Below are 15,039 nucleotides of genomic sequence, written 5' to 3'. Positions count from 1 at the left end.
TCCTCCTGAATATGTAATGTGGCAGTGCAGAAAAAGCCCCGAAGGGCTTGATCTTAAACTTACTGTCTGCCTTTAAGCTACCCCTGTTCTACTGCAGCTGCTGGCTGTACACCTTCCAGCTTGAGCTTGGCCACAGGCCAGAGCAGCCGTCCGAAGAGCAGACCCGCCAGACCCAGAAGGAGCTGCAGAAGGCCGATGTTGATAAAAATACGGGCAGGGCCTACATACTGGACAAGTATGCCGCCTAATAAAGGTGCAACAATAAGTACCGTGCTCAGTACGGTGTTCTGGATGCCGAAGATACGGCCGGTCATATGCGGCGGGGTTTCTTTTTGCAGACAATAATTGAACGTAACCATGAATACCCCGTTTCCGATCCCCAGTACAAATCCGATCAGCAGAACCCATACTATCGAAGCGCCGGGCTGAAGCAATCCAAGTGCAGCAATGGAACCGCCGATCAGTACATATCCCGAGCCGAGCCTCCAGCTATATCCCGTTTCGGGATTCAGCTTGTTCAGCAGAAGGATGATCAGCACAGCTCCTACTCCGGTAGCGGCTACCATCCAGCCGAGCAGGGATTCCCGCTCCGGTGCAAATACCCGGAACAGGCTGGTGAACTGGAAGTCGACCACCTGAAGTACAAGTGCCCCGGCCAGCCCAAACAGCATAGTATTCAGCAAAATCCGGCTGCGCAGCATGAAGCTCCAGCCTTCCCGCCACATCGTATGCAGCGGAATCTTGTCTTCCGGCGCCTCTGGCTGTTTGCTGTCCTCTTCATCTGTACGGATGTTCTTAACGGACAGCAGCAGCAGATAAGAACAGCCGCGCAGCAAAGCATTGATCAGTATGCACCATTGCGGCGTAAGGAAGGCGAGCGCCAGACCTCCGAGCAGAGGGCCGGCAATTTTGGAGCCCTGGTTAACCAGCCCATTGAGCGACGAGGCTTGCAGCAGCTGATCCTCTCTGACCAGGCTGCGGGTCAAAGACTGCTGGGCAGGCATATTCAGCGTGGATAGCGCTGAACGCAGCGCCAGCAAAGGCAGTAGCCAGAACATGCTCGGGGCGAATAGCACCAGTACAGTCAGCAGCGCAGTCAGCAGATCGCAGACACGCATCAGCTTCAGCTTGTTCAGCCGGTCGGCGGCTACTCCGGCAATCGAGCCGAACAGAATGCTCGGCAGCGCCAGCGCTACCGGAATAAGCGCCAGCATCAGCGGCCCGGCCTGCCAGCGGTAGCCGACCAGCACCTGAATAGCCAGTGCATCGAACCAGTCGCCGAAGCTTGCCGTGGCGAATGCACTGTATACCCGCATGTACGTTTTGTTATGCAGCAGGCTGGTTCCCTGCTTGGTTGTAAGCTCCATCTGACATTCCTCCAGGTTACATGTAATATCATTGAATGTGCGAAACATTCATGATCCTACTGTAACGGAGAATTGTCAGAGAATTATCAGGGGGATTCGAGCAGCGGCAGCAGCAGATTTTCGAGAGGCAGTTCCAGCCTTAGCAGACCAAAAGCTTCAAGCTCTGCTGTAAACAGGCTCTCATACTTGCGCGCCAAGGAGCTCCCGGCCAGATACATCCGGCAGAAATGATAAATCCGGTACACCGAATAGAAGCGCAGCGGCACAAAGCCGGACATATCGAGCACCTGCAACCCCTCATGTATCAGTTTCTCTCCCTCTGCCCACTGTGCACGCCGAAGCGCCCACAGTCCCTTTACTACTTTGTAACCGCCGATCTCCCGCAGAAAAGGCTTGCCCCTCAGTGTCCGGCTGACGGTTTCATCCATACGATCCAGCTGCTCATCCCCGGTTCCCGCCACCAGATGAATGAACAGCTCCGTAATCTGCGTCGCCGGAACGAAGTTCTCATAATCCGGTTCGGATATTACCTGATAGGAACGTTTTAGGCGTTCCAGCGCTTTTTCCGGCTGGCCTGCCAATGTGTAGAGATCCAGCATGGTCAGAATCTCCAGTTCCATCTGTTCAGGGGGGTTCAGCAGTTTCCGCTCAATCAGACGTTCGGCGTATTCCACCTTCACCTTGGGGTCACCTATGAAGAAGTAGAACAGGTTGAGGTAAAAAAGCCGGTCCTTCAGCGGAACCTCATCCGTGTAGATCAGCCACTCCAAATCTCCCTGGACGAAATGAACGACCATGGAATAATGCGGGTCCAGCTCGTAGCCGAGAATATCCTGCTGGCGCGCGAGGGTCAGCATCGATTTGCCCTGACCGTAGATATGAAATTTCATGAATACCTCACTCATGGTATCCCGCAGCTCCGGATCATTCGTTGCAGGGGTCATTGCTACCCCTTCCGGTGAGCCCGGTACGGCCAGGCTATAACCGAACCCGCGGATGGTCTTGATATCAATCCCGCCCAGCCCGCGCAGCTTCTTGCGCAGCCGGTAGATATGATCATCGACGGTCCGTTCCACCGGATACTCCATCGGCCACACTTTATCGAGAAGCTGCTCGCGGCTGAAGGTCCGCCCCCTGTTGCGGTACAGAAACTGCAGAAGCGCAAACTCCTTGGGCAGCAGCTCTATGGTTAACCCGCCGGCAGATACTTTATATTCGCTTCCGTTCAACTCCAGATGCATAGCTGTGCCTCTCTTCTTTCTACAGATCAACCCATAAACTGATTATATCAGCAAGAAGTTCTGCGCACGATAGCAGCAGCTGCATTCATGAAGGGCAAATGCCCGGTACTTGTATCCGATGATCAAGAAGAGAAAAGTCCCTCCACAGTTGCCGCTGCGAAGGGACTCTTCTTAAACTTGCTCTACCTATGTGACAGCGGCTGCCGTAAATCCGGACACCTATAGAGGCTGATCTAGCCTGCCATATTGTTGAATGAATCCTGTTCGGAGAATACAGAGATATGATCCACGGTACCCGTTGAATCCGGAATGATGAACTTGAGCTGATACTGCTTGCCCGCCTGGTATATATAAATGTCATCACTGCCGTTCACGGAGGTAGCGTCCGGCTTGCCGAGGACTTCTTCAATCTGCTTCAGCGTCAGCTTCTGTAAGTCGGAGGCGCTTGAACGCACATCAAAGATTTGGCTGCCCTTGTTAAAGCCGATTACCACGTGCTTGCCGGCATACGTGGAATAAATGCCTTTGCCTGCCGATTCTTTGGTGTCCGGCTCTCCCCATGCTGCTTCCACATCATCAATGAGTCCGCTGTGTGCAGCATATTCCACGCCGGGCACCTTGCCCTGCTTGGCTAGCTGCAGCAGCTCTTTCAGCTGCTTGCTCAGCTCCTGCGGCGTAGCGGCCGACGCTTCACCTGCCGCTGCGCCAGGCTCTGCAGCCGCAGGTGAAGCGGCCGCGCCAGTGCCGCCTTGCGCAGCAGGAGCCGCGTAAGGCGCAGCTGTTGCTGCAGCGCCGCCAGCTTCAGCCGGCTCCGTGCCCGCCGCCGGGGCGGGACTCCCTTCCGGCTGTGCAGACGCCGGAAGCTCCGAGGCTTGCGCAGCCGCCCCTCCGGTATCCGCCGCATCCGGCTTACCGGAATTACAAGCCGTTAGACTGAGCATTCCGCCGAGTAGAATTATGCCTGCTATCGTTTTGAATGATGTGATCATGATGCCATCTCCTTCGTAATAGGTACCATCTTTTAAAGTTTAAACTGTTATCCTATGACGCAGTGTCCCCGTTAAAGGTTGCACGATGCTCCTTCTCAGGCTGCTCCTTCTATAGAACATTTTTGGCATGGAGCAGCTGGGGAATGATGCTGCCGCGTGAAGTTGCAGCGCTGCTCTCACCGCAGAACGCCCCCAAAGCTGCATTACCGGATCTGTTGCATTTAGTACAGTAGAACTCCCTAAAAATTACCCGGAATTCGATTCTATTGCACTTTCTGCAATTGAGAAGCATATTCGCTGCTCAAGTCCTTCAATTCAGGAATTATTTCCCTGCGGCACGCAACCTTCCTCCCGCAGCACGCATCTTACTAATAAAGGGAGGGGAGCTTCATCTGGATATTATAGAGAGAATCAAAGCCAGGGATGAGTCCGCTCTCCGCCAGCTGATGGAGCAATATGGGGATATGCTGTTCCGGACCGCCTGGCTGCTGCTGCGTGACCGGCAATCTGCCGAGGAAGCCGTACAGGATACCTTCATTCAGGCCTATGCCAAAATCGGGCAGCTGAAGGACCCTCAGCGTCTGAGACCCTGGCTGATCACCATTGTGGTTAACCGCTGCCGGATGAGACAGCGGACATGGAGCTGGCGAAATATTTTTCCTGCGCCGGAGGGCGGGGCCTGGGTAAAGAATGAAGCAGGCGCCTCCGCAGGCGCAGAAGAGCTGTTTATAGCAGAATGGCATAATCTGCAGCTAAGTGAAGCTGTAAGAAGTCTGGATTACATCTACCGCGAATGCCTGACGCTGTACTATTACCATGAGATGAGCATCCGTGAGATCAGCGGGCAGTTGAGATTACCTGACAATACTGTGAAATCCCGGTTATCCCGGGGACGGTTATTGCTAAAGCAGATTCTGGAGAAGGAGGGGCATGTTCTATGAGCAGTGAACAAGAACACATCAAACGCCGTCTGGATGAAGAGTTGAGCAGCCTCTCCTTCAGCGGACAGGAACGGGTTCTGCAGCAGACTCACCCTAACGTACCGCTGGCCCGCCTGCGGGCACTATGGAATAAGGAGCTGGAAATTCCACTCAAGCCACTGGGTGCGCTATCTGCACTGTTAATCGCAGGTGCGCTGATCCTCTGCTACCCGCAGAGCGGGACCCCGGAACATGAGGCCCGTACACTGCCGGCACAGGGCCAGCGGGAACTGATTGAAGCCGGCGGCAATACGTACTGGAAAGACATTTATGAACAGGCGGTGAGACGCCATGAAAATTAGAATCAAGGTCAAACAGCTGGTGCTGTTCGTCCTGCTTCCGCTTACGTTGTTGATACTATTACCGGGTGTTCTGCAGCAGGCAGCAGCGCCATCCGTTCAGCCTGCAACCTCCGCCACAGCGGATACCGGGGCCAAGGCACGCCAGGAACTGCTGAACACTCTGAATTCCAGCACCGGCAGCAAGCGTATGACGCTTATCCGTACCAGGATCATTGAGCCCGGCAATGCGAGGCCTCCATATCAGTACAATGTATATATCGGTTCTTCCTCAAGCCAGTGGAGCCAGAACAATAACGAAGAACCCCCTTCCCTACTGCTTCCCGGGGATAAGCTGCGGTTCCTGAGAGAGTATATGCTAGAAGGCCCTATAGACCGCTATCTGCTTACTGCGGCTAAACAGCTGGTCTATGAATATGATGTCCTGGGCACCGGAAGTGACGGAGACAAGGTCCTTACGGAGGCTATTGCAAGAATTAGCAGCAAATCCTCTTTGGCCAGAGAGCTGCTCCTGCTTCAGGCACAGCGGGCACTGAGTGCAGGGAATTGGGCGGCTGCAAAAGTGCTGCTCGTGCAGGCTGACTCCCCGGGGCATTATGGTGAAGAAGAATCAGATGCCCGTTCGGCCTGGCTGAGTGCACGGCTGCTCTTTGCAGAGGGAGACAGCAGCGGAGCGCTGAAGCTGATAAACAACGGTCTGGAGAATTACCAGGAGGTCCGTGACCGGAAGTATCAGGAGATGAACGATGGGAGTGGCGGGGACTCCCAAGACTCCAAAGACTTCCAAGGCTCCACGGGGGACTCTGCATCCGCACCGGAATCCTTTACAGCAGCTTCACAGTTTCTGGAGGAGCCACATTCTGAATCAGAGCGGCAACTGCTCCTGATGCAGAACGCTTTATTATCCGCTGCGGAAGCAGGAAACTCTGCTCCTGCCACCTTGTCAGGGACACTAACCTACAGCGACGGCACTCCGGTCTCCCGGGCAGGCATCTTCCTGCGGCCGGAGAGCGAAGTTAATCATAGTGTGTTATATGGCTCGGAGCCGTATGAAATCGTCACAGATGCACAGGGCCGTTTTTCCTTCTCAGGCGTCATTCCCGGCTATTATCAGTTATTTTTGGGCCTGAGCTTTGAGCAGATCGACGGCTGGACTTGGCCTGTACAGGCGGATGATTGGATCGAAATCAATCCAAATGACCGTTTGACCCACAATATTGACCTTCAGCCCTTGCTGGAGCTGAAGTCACCGGTGAATTCGCAGATCCTTACAGGTGATTCTGTAGAATTCGAGTGGGAAACTGTCCGGAATGCCGCCTCATACAGTCTCAGCGGCACAGTCTCAGCGGAAGGCAGCACCTTCAGTTATGTAATCCGCCAGCATATCACGGGGAATAAGATTTCTATCCCTGTAACAGAGCTGTATAACAGCAGCGGTTTCTCCACCAGCAGCAGCGGAGAAGGCTGGGAATCGGTCGAGCCTTCGTCTCTGCTCGGCTTCGCCGATCCAAGCGGCCGCTTCTCGTGGAGCATCGAAGCCTATGATGAATCCGGACGGGTGATTACCCGCAGCAATGGCTACCGGCTGAACGAAGATACCGTCGGCAATCTGCCTTTCTTCTATTTACATTCACGCAGTCTTACCGCTGCCGATCAGCTGGTTAAAGCGCAGAAGCTTGAACAGGCACTGGAAGCGTACCGCCACGACTATGCCGGAGATCCGCAGGATGATCATGCCCTCAAGATGCTGGTTCATCTCATGACAGCCAAGGCTTCCTATACTAAAGACAAATCCTTAGAGGCCGCAACGATACCTCTGCTAGTGAAGCTTGTAGAGCTGCGTCCGACTGCAGACTATGTCTTCAACCTGGCGCATTACTACTATGAGCAGTCCGACTGGAAAAGCTACAATCATTATTATTCCTGGTTTCTTGAGCTGCGTGATCAGAAACCGCACAGCTATGATCAGGGAATTAACGCTACCGCGCTGATGTACCAGGGGAAATTGGACGAAGCCCGCAGGCAATTCGTCGCCTCACTGGAGGAGGATGGCAGCCACCGCTTCACCGGCAGCTATCTGGCTGCAGAGCTGGCGGCGGGACAGCCGCTGGATGCCGTACTAAAGCTTGCTCAGCGTTATCCCCAGCATAGTCCCGGCTCCAGCCCAGTTAACTGGGCGAAGCTGATAACCCTGATGAAGGCAGAGCGTACGGGACAGCCGGAGCTCTTTGACCGGGAGCTGGAACAGATGCTGAAGCTATACACAGCAAGGTCCGGGAAGCTCAGGGAATGGACCAGAGAAAGCGGGGATTCCCCGCTGAAGACATTCATGAAGGCCGTTCTGGAGGTGGGCTAGTCCACCTCCGGAGCAGGGCAAAGGGGATAGAACAGGAGCGGCAGCGCCGCCTGATCTATCCCCTTTGCAGTTGGCTTATTCTATTCTTTTGGCTCAAACAAGACGGTCCAGTGCATTCTTCTTAACCACATAGGTTCCGGCCATCATATCATGCAGCGCCCGGTTGCGCCGGGTGAATGCAACGAATAGGCAATCGGCGACCACGACCCAGCCAAAGAACACATTCAAAATCGTAGCGAGCGGGGTCCAGTTGGCCAGACTGCTGGAAACCGCAGATAATTCCTCAGTGTTCAAACTCACAATAACCGCAAGAAAGCCGTTGACGATGAAGAAGAAATATCTAATCAAAGCCTGCTTCAGCGCCGGATATCTCCCGTCCTCGTTAATAATCCTTACCCCCAGAAGCAGTCTGCCCGGAGTGCCTCCATATTTGACAACCGTGAACACATTGAAGCCTATCAGCAGCACAAACTGAATAAAAAGTGGAAACGCCGACTCCGCCGACTCTGCGGCAGAGACGCAAAACCTGTTCAAAAAATACGTAGGAATGGCCAAAATCAGAAAATCAATGAAGCTGATCAGTACTCTTTTCCAAAAACCTACATAGTCATCCAAATCGAGCTGTTCCTCTATCCGCTGCTCCATACTGTTCCCCCTCAGTGCTTCTACTTGCTATCCCTGGCTGAACCCATAATATCCTTCCCGGTCTGTATGGCCTCCTCTAGCGTATTAGCCGGAGCCGAGATATATCCCTCTCCGGCTGCAAGCCCGTAGCGCTCATCAAGATGGGTCAGCATAATCCAGAACTTATCCAGCTTCTGAGACGCTATAATAGAGCCAATCGAACGCCGTGACCGGTCTGCATCCAGGACCGTCAGAATTCCCAAGTAGTATCCGCCGCCATCCTTAAGCTTCACATCATAATGAAGACCTCCATCCAGTGTAAGCTCGCCGGTAAACTCACTGCTTCCGGGCACACCTCTCCATACTTCACCCCTCAGCCCGATTGCGCTATGCTTCACGACTTCATTATTGGAGTAGATCACACTAGGGTACACCCGCTCCACATGCTGCGGACGAAACCATACATAGCCCAGGGATGCTACGATCAGTACTGTTATTGCTGACACTATCCATGATTTCCGGGTCAAAGCTCTCCCCCTTTTCTATCAACTCCTATGAACTGTTGGAGTACAACTGGCATATACGCAACTTTCAAATAGATCCGGCGTCTATAACTGTATAATTTTAGTAAACCAACAAAATTTTCGAAGGAGGACTACTCAAGATGAAAGTCATCAAATTTATCTGCCTGCCGCTGCTGCTGTTAATATTGCTGTCCGGCACTGCCCTCGCCGCCCCTGCTTCAGCTCCAACCATTACAGTAGAAATAAACAACTCCACGATAAGCACGGACATTCCCCCTTATCTCACACAAGGCACAACCATGGTCCCGCTAAATGTAGTGAAGCATATCCCGGGGATTACTGTCGCTTGGAACAATGGCACCAAGACGGTTACAATTGGCCGCAGCGGGGAAACAATCACACTGGTTGCGGGTCACAAGACTGCCCTGATTGGAAGCAAACCAACCGCACTGCCTGTCGCCTCGGTTTTGCATAAAGGCAGAGTCATGGTGCCGATCCGCTTCATAGCAGAAGCTGCAGATGCGCATGTAGCCTGGAATGCTGCCACCCGGATTGTGTATGTCGCCAAAGCAGATGAGACGCTGATCACTCAACTCCAATCTGCGAATCTGGGGGAAGCACGTACAGCAGCCCTTCATTTTCCCCGCGTCAGCACGCTTAAGCAAATCCCTATCATTAATGAGTCACAGAATCAGGACTATTATTTCCCGGAAGGCACAGCGGGCCGTTTCTTCATTCAAGGCGGGCCTGGTTTTTCGTATTATGAAGTTACAGGTAATTATGCGGAAGAGATCTGGTCTGCCAAAATAGACTATAGTGCCCCATCCTCTGCCGGACTCTTCTTTGTACCGTACAAAATTGTGGATCAGGCCGGAAAAATGCCCGCCTATAAGGGTAGCCTCGCGTTCTATCATCTGATGCTTCCGGTTATGGAGGCAACCTATGGATTCATTGATGCTACGGGTGTCTCCAGAACGGTCGGGCAACAAAATATGAATCTAAATGAGTTCTTTGAAATTCCAGGGGAAGCATCATCCTCTGTACAAAACTAATTACATCCAGATCGGTACCGCAAACGGAACAAGAATCAGCAGCAGCGCGGCGACACTCAGACTCCGGGTCCACACCGGCTTCAGCTTCTGATTCTTCTCCGATTTGTACCAGCCCTTGAACTGCCAATAATTCCGGTACATCACTAAGAATATGAGAAAATTACCGATTACTGCAGTATACAAATACCCGGTCCATCCATATAACATTTTGAAGATCCACTGCTCCACACCCCCGAGTACACCTAGTGTCAGAACCAGCAGAACCACTAAACGCAGCATTTCTGCCATAAAACTTGCGAGTTTACTCATTTTGTCCTCCGAATCAATGTTTTCCAGTGCTCTTCTATAACTTCTATATTTACCCTGTTAATCCTGCTTCAGCAACAGCAAGCTCCCGGTATAGCGGCTGCCGTGAAGGAGTATTATCCCCTCGCAGTATCTGCCTGTGTCATATCCAACGCTGGAGTGATTATAGTATTCTGTAGAAAAGAACGTGAAGAGGTGTCCGGAATGCAGCGAACAGATGTTGTAATTGGAATCGATGGAGGAGGAACTCATACGCGGGTTATAGCCGCCGATATTGAGGGAAATGTACTAGCCTATTGCAAAAAGGGAAGCGCTTCCGCGTACCGGGACTCTGCCGCTCAGCATAACGTGAGGTCAGCGATTATAGAAGCGCTGGAAAGCGGCGGCATCGAGCCCGGCAGGGTCATCGGCATGGCTGCCGGGGTTGCCGGATATGACTCGCCGGAGGATTTGAACTGGATATTGCCGCTCACCGGGGTTCCGGAGCTGACTTGTCCGAGGTGGCACGTCAATGACGCGCTTATCGCCCATTACGGAGCACTGCTTACGCAGCCCGGCATTATTGTCATCTCGGGAACTGGCTCCATCATTATTGCCATTAATGAAGACGGACGTTATTTACGCAATTATGATTTTCATCATTATGCCGCAAGTGCCGCCCGGCTCCTCTCATATGATACCGTCTTTGAAGTGCTGGCCGGTCACACAGATTCAAGCGATGAGCTGCTTGTCGCCCGGATGCTTGCGCACTGGAACGTTGCTGCAGCCTCTGAACTATATATGCTTGCAAGTGAAGGGTTTGACGATGACCGGAAAGCCCGGGACAGACGCTTTGGAGAATTTGCTCCTATAGTTACGGAAGAAGCGGAGCAGGGAAGCTCCACCGCCGTCCGGGTATGCGGCAGGGCTGCAGAGCAGATTAAGACGGGCATCGGTCTGCTGGCTTCTTCTTTTGCGCAGCAGACCGTCCCGGTAGCCTTCATCGGCAGTGTGGCAAACAGCAGGTATTTTCAATCGGAATTACGCAGTTTACTGAAGAACGGGGCCAACAAACAGTATAAGGTGGTAACGCCACAGCTCCCGCCCGAAGCAGGGGCTATCCTATATGCATTGGAGCAATTAGGCCAGCCGGTCACCGAAAATATAATCAGCCGGCTGCAGCATAGCAGCAAGCTGCCTCAGTGAGCATATACGCAGCGCGTGATTGCTACGGATAGACCTTCATCTGGCAGCTTCTAGTATAGGCGCATCACAGCTCCACAGCCGTCTCTTTGGCGTTCCATATGACGGGAAGGCCAAAGAGCGGCGTTAAGCTGCCTAAGGGAATATACAATCGCCCGTTTACAGTCCGCGAGGCCAGCATGGCCACCGTTTTGCCGTTCACCTTCGCTGTTTCGCTAAGCGGTTGATGGACCGCGGTATGCTCACCTATAGTAATGATAAGCGCTCCGGTTCCCGCTTCCTGCTTCAAGGTTCCCCCCAGCAGGGCAACCGATTCTCGGAGCGGAACGAATACCCGTGAATTCTCCAGCAGGAAAGAATCCTTAACCTCCAGCTTTTCTCCATTGATGATAAAGACGCCTGCAATCATTGTCGGCCCGGTGGAATAGCCGCTCTTCACTGCGATGCTTGCCATATCAAGTCCTGAAGTAGTAATGATCACGGGAGTGTTATTGGCTACCCTTGGATACAGCCAGTGGATATCCTCATTATGCATCCGGATGCATCCGGCGCTGACATATTTACCGATGGAGGCTTCATTATTGTTGCCATGAATGGCATAAGTCGTGCCGTAGGTATCGTTCACTTCCAGCCCCAGCCAGCGGTCGCCCAGCGGATTGGCCGGATCGCCTCCGGGAATCTTTTCTTTGTAATAGGGTCTGTTCTTGATTTTGACCACAATTTTGAAGCTGCCTTCAGGCGTCAGGCTCTTGGTCTTGCCGGTGGCGACCGGAAAAACCTTCTCCAGCTTACCGGCGCTGAAATAGGCCAGCTTATTCGTCTTTTTGTTCACAATAATCAGATCTGAGGATGATGATGACGCTGCTGCGGCTGATCCTGTGAAGCATGCTGTGAACAGCACTGCGAACACAAGCATAAGCTTGATGCTCCTTGGAACATAAGTTGTAGTCAGGCTGATACGCTCACGCAGATTCATGGTTGCCCCACCTCCAGGTTATGGGTGATACTGGAAACTCTTTTCTACATAGACGTCAGTCTGCCGCATTAGTTGCACAGCAGCTTGTACCTATTCTTATCAACTCGTCCCTGCGGATTTGAAGCAGAGTTTGCACAATTGTAACCGTTCAAGCGGTGCTTCGCGTGCGGTTTCATGAGGATGAATATTAAGTGCCTCCGCCAGAGATAATAAGCCCGCATGACCATTACAGCACCCGCCAAGGAGGCCATTTACTTTGAATTCAAACCATTCCAGCCAGATCAGCCAAAGCGAGCAAATCATCCAGCAGCTGATGACACAGACCCAGCAGGGCACGCAGAATTATCAGCAGCTTCTGCAGCAGGAGCAGGAGCATGCCGCCAAATTGCAGGAGCTCAGCCAGCACAGCAATAAGGCCATTCAGATGATTCAGCAGGCATTACAGGGCCATCAGACCGCTATGCAGCAGCTGCAGCAGGTCTCACAGTTAATCAGACAGCTGGAGCAGATTCCGCAGACTGCCGGCTACAATACAGGTGGTATTCAAAGATTCAATACTGAACAACAGGGCTTTAATACAGGAATCCCAAGCTTCAGTACTGGTAACTCTGGAAATCAAAGCTTCAGCACAGGCTCCGGAGGATATAATTCTTCCTTCAGCCCGTCCTTCACTTCCAATAGCCAGCCGGTAAATTCACTGCATAGCCCAATTAACTCTTCAATTAACTCTTCTTTTAACCCGCAGCCGCTGCATACACCCATGCAGACTAACCATTCCTACGGTTCACCGATGAATCAGGGACGCAGCTTCCAGCAGTAATATAAGCCGGACTACGCGGTTCAAGACAAAAGGGGTTCTCTCAGGCCGTACCAGCGGCACTGCGGAGAACCCCTTCTTTGCATCTGCACTTCGCGCCTGGGCATTCATACATATGCATGTTAGACTACCAGCCGTCCCCTCTTCTCCGCGAGGCCAATCGTCGCCTCTACGCCGGAGTTGAATTCCAGGTAGTCGCTCTCGACTCCATCACTGAAGATTACCCCGTCCTCCGGCATCTGCGAAGTAATTCGCAGCGGCATACGGCTGTTGATCCTGCCGAATACCAGACCAGCCGAAGTCGTCCGGCTGGGAAAAGGCTCCCGTACCGTAAAGTAGAGCTCCGGATGATCCCAGGCCAGCTTGAGCGCCGCCCCGTTTTCCTGCGGTCTGCCCCCATGTACAGACGCATGTGCTTCCAAGCCCGCCGTTACCGTCACCTGTTCCGCTGCCTGCCATTGCGCCGCCTGGCTGACAATTCCCGCTGCTCCGGCGAGAACGCTTTTGAGCCAGCCGGTGGAGCCCATGCCGGTAGAGACAATAATCCCGCTGGAGGACTGCTGCTCCAGTGTGCCGTTCAGTTCAAGCTGATAACGGGCCGAGACATGGGTCCGGCGGCCGATGAACAGATCGTTGACACCGTACAGGCTCTGGCCGTCATTCAGCTCTGCCCTGGCAAGGGTAACCTCGCGTACCTGCCGCTGGCTGCGGAGCACCTCCGGCACCAGCTGCCGCAGGTCCTTAACCGTGAAGGGCAGCAGCACACCATCCCAGCGCTGCGGGTCGGGATTTACACCGATCAGCGGCTGCTCCCGCAGGTATTTCAGCGTATTGGCAACCAGACCGTCCTGCCCCAGCACAACTACTGTATCCCGCTCTCCAAATATAAAGTTAGGCACATGCTGCCGGTCCAGAAGCTGCAGCCGGCCTACCGCGCTCAGCTCGGTTACAGCAGCCTCTACCGCCTTGCGGTAAGTGAAGTCCTCGCTCAGATAATCGCTGAAATCGGCCCCCAGCCGTTCAATATAGAACTGGGCCTGCTGGATCGTATTGTAGCGGACCACCAGTTCTTCCAGGCGCGTCTTGCGCTTGATCAGAATAATCTTGTTCTCGGATACCGGGCTGCTCATCGTCCGTTGCCTCCTCTTGCCGCGCCCGCTCCGTTACCCGGCGACCCGGCCATAATTCCCTGCAAAAGATCCGGGGTAATATTGAGCTGCCCGATCTTCCCGGCATTCTCAGCCAGCTCCTGGAACGCGATGGCAATCAGCTTATCCGGATTCATGCCTACATTCGTCAGTGCCTGAAGTACACCAGGTGCTACGCCCTGGAGCGAATTCATCACCGCCGATAACTCGTAGGCCTTGGCATCCGCTTCCGCTCTCTGATTCGCCACTGTCAATTCAATCAGCTCCTGCTTCTTCTCCTCCAGCGCAGTATCGAAGCTGAGCTGCTCTTCCTTCATCTCATTCTGCTTCTGCTTCACCGAGCGTTCGGCATCGAGCTGGGTTTCGCGGATCTGCCGCTTCTTCGTCTCCACGGCGATCTCCGTATTCAGCTCATTCTCCTTCACCCGCCGCTCCTGCTGAATCGAGGCATTGCGCCGTTCATAGAGCGCATCGTCGGCGCTGCGGAGAATCTCTTCGCGGGCCTGCGCCTCCAGCGCGCGCAGCGTTTCCTTATTCGGCACGATTGCCAGAATGGACAGCCCCATCAGCTCGATGCCCAGCTTCTCTATCTCCGCACTCTGTCCGATTTCGAGCGTAATTGTCTTAGCCAGACGTTCACTCGACTGAATGGCTTCCTTCAGCGGCAGCTGCCCGAGCTGCTTCTTGGTCAGCACCTTGGCGATATTGATCACCCGCTGGGCCAGCTTGTGCGGATCATCGGAGAGGTAGGAATTCTTCCGCAGATTATACGTATAGTTAAGAATCTGTGTAGTCTTGCGGTAATCCACGATCCGGTAGGTCAGCTGCCCCTGCACGGTCACCGTCTGATAATCAGCCGTAATTTCCTCGAACATGAACGGTACATCAATCGAAGAGACCGGCACCACTACAACCGAGGTCGTAGGCGCGTAATAATGGAAAGAAAGTCCTACACCTTCCTGCACTACCTTACCGTTCTTCACCTTAAGGACATATTCACTGGGCTGGAACTTTACGAAGCGGAATCCGAACATGGTCATTACCTCCTGTTGTTTATTTTAGTGATTGATATTAACGAAATGTTATTATTAATTTGTTATTAACAACATCTTAGCAGACTTTGATGATATTATCAATATGTTAATAACAAAAATCCGCAAAAAAAACACCTCACTCTC

Annotated in this window: 15 protein-coding genes; 6 read left to right on the top strand and 9 right to left on the bottom strand. The window is 53.1% G+C overall.

Going from position 1 to position 15,039, the window contains the following annotated elements; all coding sequences use genetic code 11:
- Positions 1–77: 77 nt before the first annotated feature.
- From NSU01_RS06270 to NSU01_RS06260, 3 genes are all read right to left on the bottom strand, one after another.
- Positions 78–1,367: an MFS transporter gene (locus NSU01_RS06270; protein ID WP_076242333.1), complete on the bottom strand. Its 1,290-nt coding sequence runs from the start codon at positions 1,365–1,367 to the stop codon at positions 78–80.
- A gap of 86 nt (positions 1,368–1,453) precedes the next feature.
- Positions 1,454–2,608, bottom strand: coding sequence for a winged helix-turn-helix domain-containing protein (locus tag NSU01_RS06265; protein WP_076242332.1), 1,155 nt, complete (start codon positions 2,606–2,608; stop codon positions 1,454–1,456).
- Between the two features lie 233 nt (positions 2,609–2,841).
- Positions 2,842–3,597 carry a YjgB family protein gene (locus tag NSU01_RS06260; protein ID WP_076242331.1) on the bottom strand — a complete coding sequence of 252 codons (756 nt, stop codon included), beginning with the start codon at positions 3,595–3,597 and terminating at the stop codon, positions 2,842–2,844.
- 281 nt (positions 3,598–3,878) lie between these two features.
- Between NSU01_RS06260 and NSU01_RS06255 the strand changes: the two genes are divergently transcribed.
- Genes NSU01_RS06255 through NSU01_RS06245 form a run of 3 tightly spaced genes read left to right on the top strand, consistent with a single transcriptional unit; the run spans position 3,879 to position 7,232 of the window.
- Positions 3,879–4,538 carry a sigma-70 family RNA polymerase sigma factor gene (locus tag NSU01_RS06255; protein ID WP_339302767.1) on the top strand — a complete coding sequence of 220 codons (660 nt, stop codon included), beginning with the start codon at positions 3,879–3,881 and terminating at the stop codon, positions 4,536–4,538.
- Positions 4,535–4,879, top strand: a complete 345-nt coding sequence (locus NSU01_RS06250; RefSeq protein WP_076242330.1) for a hypothetical protein — start codon at positions 4,535–4,537, stop codon at positions 4,877–4,879. Before NSU01_RS06255 ends, NSU01_RS06250 begins: the two co-directional genes overlap by 4 nt.
- A complete protein-coding gene (locus tag NSU01_RS06245) occupies positions 4,869–7,232 on the top strand; it encodes a carboxypeptidase-like regulatory domain-containing protein (protein ID WP_076242329.1) in 2,364 nt (787 codons plus the stop codon). The genes NSU01_RS06250 and NSU01_RS06245 overlap by 11 nt, the downstream gene beginning before the upstream one ends.
- 93 nt (positions 7,233–7,325) lie before the next feature.
- Here NSU01_RS06245 and NSU01_RS06240 read toward each other — a convergent pair whose 3' ends face one another.
- Positions 7,326–7,877, bottom strand: a complete 552-nt coding sequence (locus NSU01_RS06240; RefSeq protein WP_076242328.1) for an RDD family protein — start codon at positions 7,875–7,877, stop codon at positions 7,326–7,328.
- 20 nt (positions 7,878–7,897) lie between these two features.
- The gene (locus NSU01_RS06235; RefSeq protein ID WP_076242327.1) at positions 7,898–8,383 is read right to left on the bottom strand and encodes a hypothetical protein; all 486 of its coding nucleotides are present in this window, start codon (positions 8,381–8,383) and stop codon (positions 7,898–7,900) included.
- 137 nt (positions 8,384–8,520) lie between these two features.
- On the opposite strand from NSU01_RS06235, the gene NSU01_RS06230 reads away from it, so the two are divergent.
- Complete coding sequence (locus tag NSU01_RS06230) at positions 8,521–9,432, top strand: copper amine oxidase N-terminal domain-containing protein (RefSeq protein WP_076242326.1); 912 nt, start codon at positions 8,521–8,523, stop codon at positions 9,430–9,432.
- Here NSU01_RS06230 and NSU01_RS06225 read toward each other — a convergent pair whose 3' ends face one another.
- Positions 9,433–9,741 (bottom strand): hypothetical protein, encoded by a 309-nt coding sequence (locus NSU01_RS06225; protein ID WP_042134179.1) that lies wholly within the window; start codon positions 9,739–9,741, stop codon positions 9,433–9,435. It lies immediately after the preceding gene.
- 201 nt (positions 9,742–9,942) lie between these two features.
- On the opposite strand from NSU01_RS06225, the gene NSU01_RS06220 reads away from it, so the two are divergent.
- The gene (locus NSU01_RS06220; protein WP_076242325.1) at positions 9,943–10,923 is read left to right on the top strand and encodes a BadF/BadG/BcrA/BcrD ATPase family protein; all 981 of its coding nucleotides are present in this window, start codon (positions 9,943–9,945) and stop codon (positions 10,921–10,923) included.
- A 64-nt stretch (positions 10,924–10,987) separates the two neighbouring features.
- On the opposite strand, the gene NSU01_RS06215 is transcribed toward NSU01_RS06220, so the two are convergent.
- Positions 10,988–11,896, bottom strand: a complete 909-nt coding sequence (locus NSU01_RS06215) for a L,D-transpeptidase family protein (protein WP_076242324.1) — start codon at positions 11,894–11,896, stop codon at positions 10,988–10,990.
- 256 nt (positions 11,897–12,152) lie between these two features.
- On the opposite strand from NSU01_RS06215, the gene NSU01_RS06210 reads away from it, so the two are divergent.
- Positions 12,153–12,716 (top strand): hypothetical protein, encoded by a 564-nt coding sequence (locus tag NSU01_RS06210; protein ID WP_063779782.1) that lies wholly within the window; start codon positions 12,153–12,155, stop codon positions 12,714–12,716.
- A 119-nt stretch (positions 12,717–12,835) separates the two neighbouring features.
- On the opposite strand, the gene NSU01_RS06205 is transcribed toward NSU01_RS06210, so the two are convergent.
- Both NSU01_RS06205 and NSU01_RS06200 read right to left on the bottom strand, forming a co-directional pair.
- A complete protein-coding gene (locus NSU01_RS06205; protein ID WP_042134174.1) occupies positions 12,836–13,843 on the bottom strand; it encodes a sugar kinase in 1,008 nt (335 codons plus the stop codon).
- Positions 13,840–14,895: an SPFH domain-containing protein gene (locus NSU01_RS06200; RefSeq protein WP_042134172.1), complete on the bottom strand. Its 1,056-nt coding sequence runs from the start codon at positions 14,893–14,895 to the stop codon at positions 13,840–13,842. The genes NSU01_RS06205 and NSU01_RS06200 overlap by 4 nt, the downstream gene beginning before the upstream one ends.
- Between the last annotated feature and the right edge of the window lie 144 nt (positions 14,896–15,039).

The sequence above is a fragment of the Paenibacillus sp. FSL H8-0259 genome (genome assembly GCF_037963255.1).
GTDB classification, from domain to species: Bacteria; Bacillota; Bacilli; order Paenibacillales; family Paenibacillaceae; genus Paenibacillus_AQ; species Paenibacillus_AQ phytohabitans.
The sequence above is the reverse complement of the archived record's forward strand: the minus strand, read 5'-3'. Positions and strand labels throughout refer to the sequence as shown.

What these genes read in the sequence shown, in the direction of transcription:
- NSU01_RS06270 (WP_076242333.1), bottom strand. Translation starts at nt 1,367, where the DNA reads ATGGAGCTTACAACCAAGCAGGGAACCAGCCTGCTGCATAACAAAACG.
- NSU01_RS06250 (WP_076242330.1), top strand. Translation starts at nt 4,535, where the DNA reads ATGAGCAGTGAACAAGAACACATCAAACGCCGTCTGGATGAAGAGTTG.
- NSU01_RS06240 (WP_076242328.1), bottom strand. Translation starts at nt 7,877, where the DNA reads ATGGAGCAGCGGATAGAGGAACAGCTCGATTTGGATGACTATGTAGGT.
- NSU01_RS06230 (WP_076242326.1), top strand. Translation starts at nt 8,521, where the DNA reads ATGAAAGTCATCAAATTTATCTGCCTGCCGCTGCTGCTGTTAATATTG.
- NSU01_RS06225 (WP_042134179.1), bottom strand. Translation starts at nt 9,741, where the DNA reads ATGAGTAAACTCGCAAGTTTTATGGCAGAAATGCTGCGTTTAGTGGTT.
- NSU01_RS06260 (WP_076242331.1), bottom strand. Translation starts at nt 3,597, where the DNA reads ATGATCACATCATTCAAAACGATAGCAGGCATAATTCTACTCGGCGGA.
- NSU01_RS06205 (WP_042134174.1), bottom strand. Translation starts at nt 13,843, where the DNA reads ATGAGCAGCCCGGTATCCGAGAACAAGATTATTCTGATCAAGCGCAAG.
- NSU01_RS06200 (WP_042134172.1), bottom strand. Translation starts at nt 14,895, where the DNA reads ATGTTCGGATTCCGCTTCGTAAAGTTCCAGCCCAGTGAATATGTCCTT.
- NSU01_RS06215 (WP_076242324.1), bottom strand. Translation starts at nt 11,896, where the DNA reads ATGAATCTGCGTGAGCGTATCAGCCTGACTACAACTTATGTTCCAAGG.
- NSU01_RS06245 (WP_076242329.1), top strand. Translation starts at nt 4,869, where the DNA reads ATGAAAATTAGAATCAAGGTCAAACAGCTGGTGCTGTTCGTCCTGCTT.
- NSU01_RS06220 (WP_076242325.1), top strand. Translation starts at nt 9,943, where the DNA reads ATGCAGCGAACAGATGTTGTAATTGGAATCGATGGAGGAGGAACTCAT.
- NSU01_RS06265 (WP_076242332.1), bottom strand. Translation starts at nt 2,608, where the DNA reads ATGCATCTGGAGTTGAACGGAAGCGAATATAAAGTATCTGCCGGCGGG.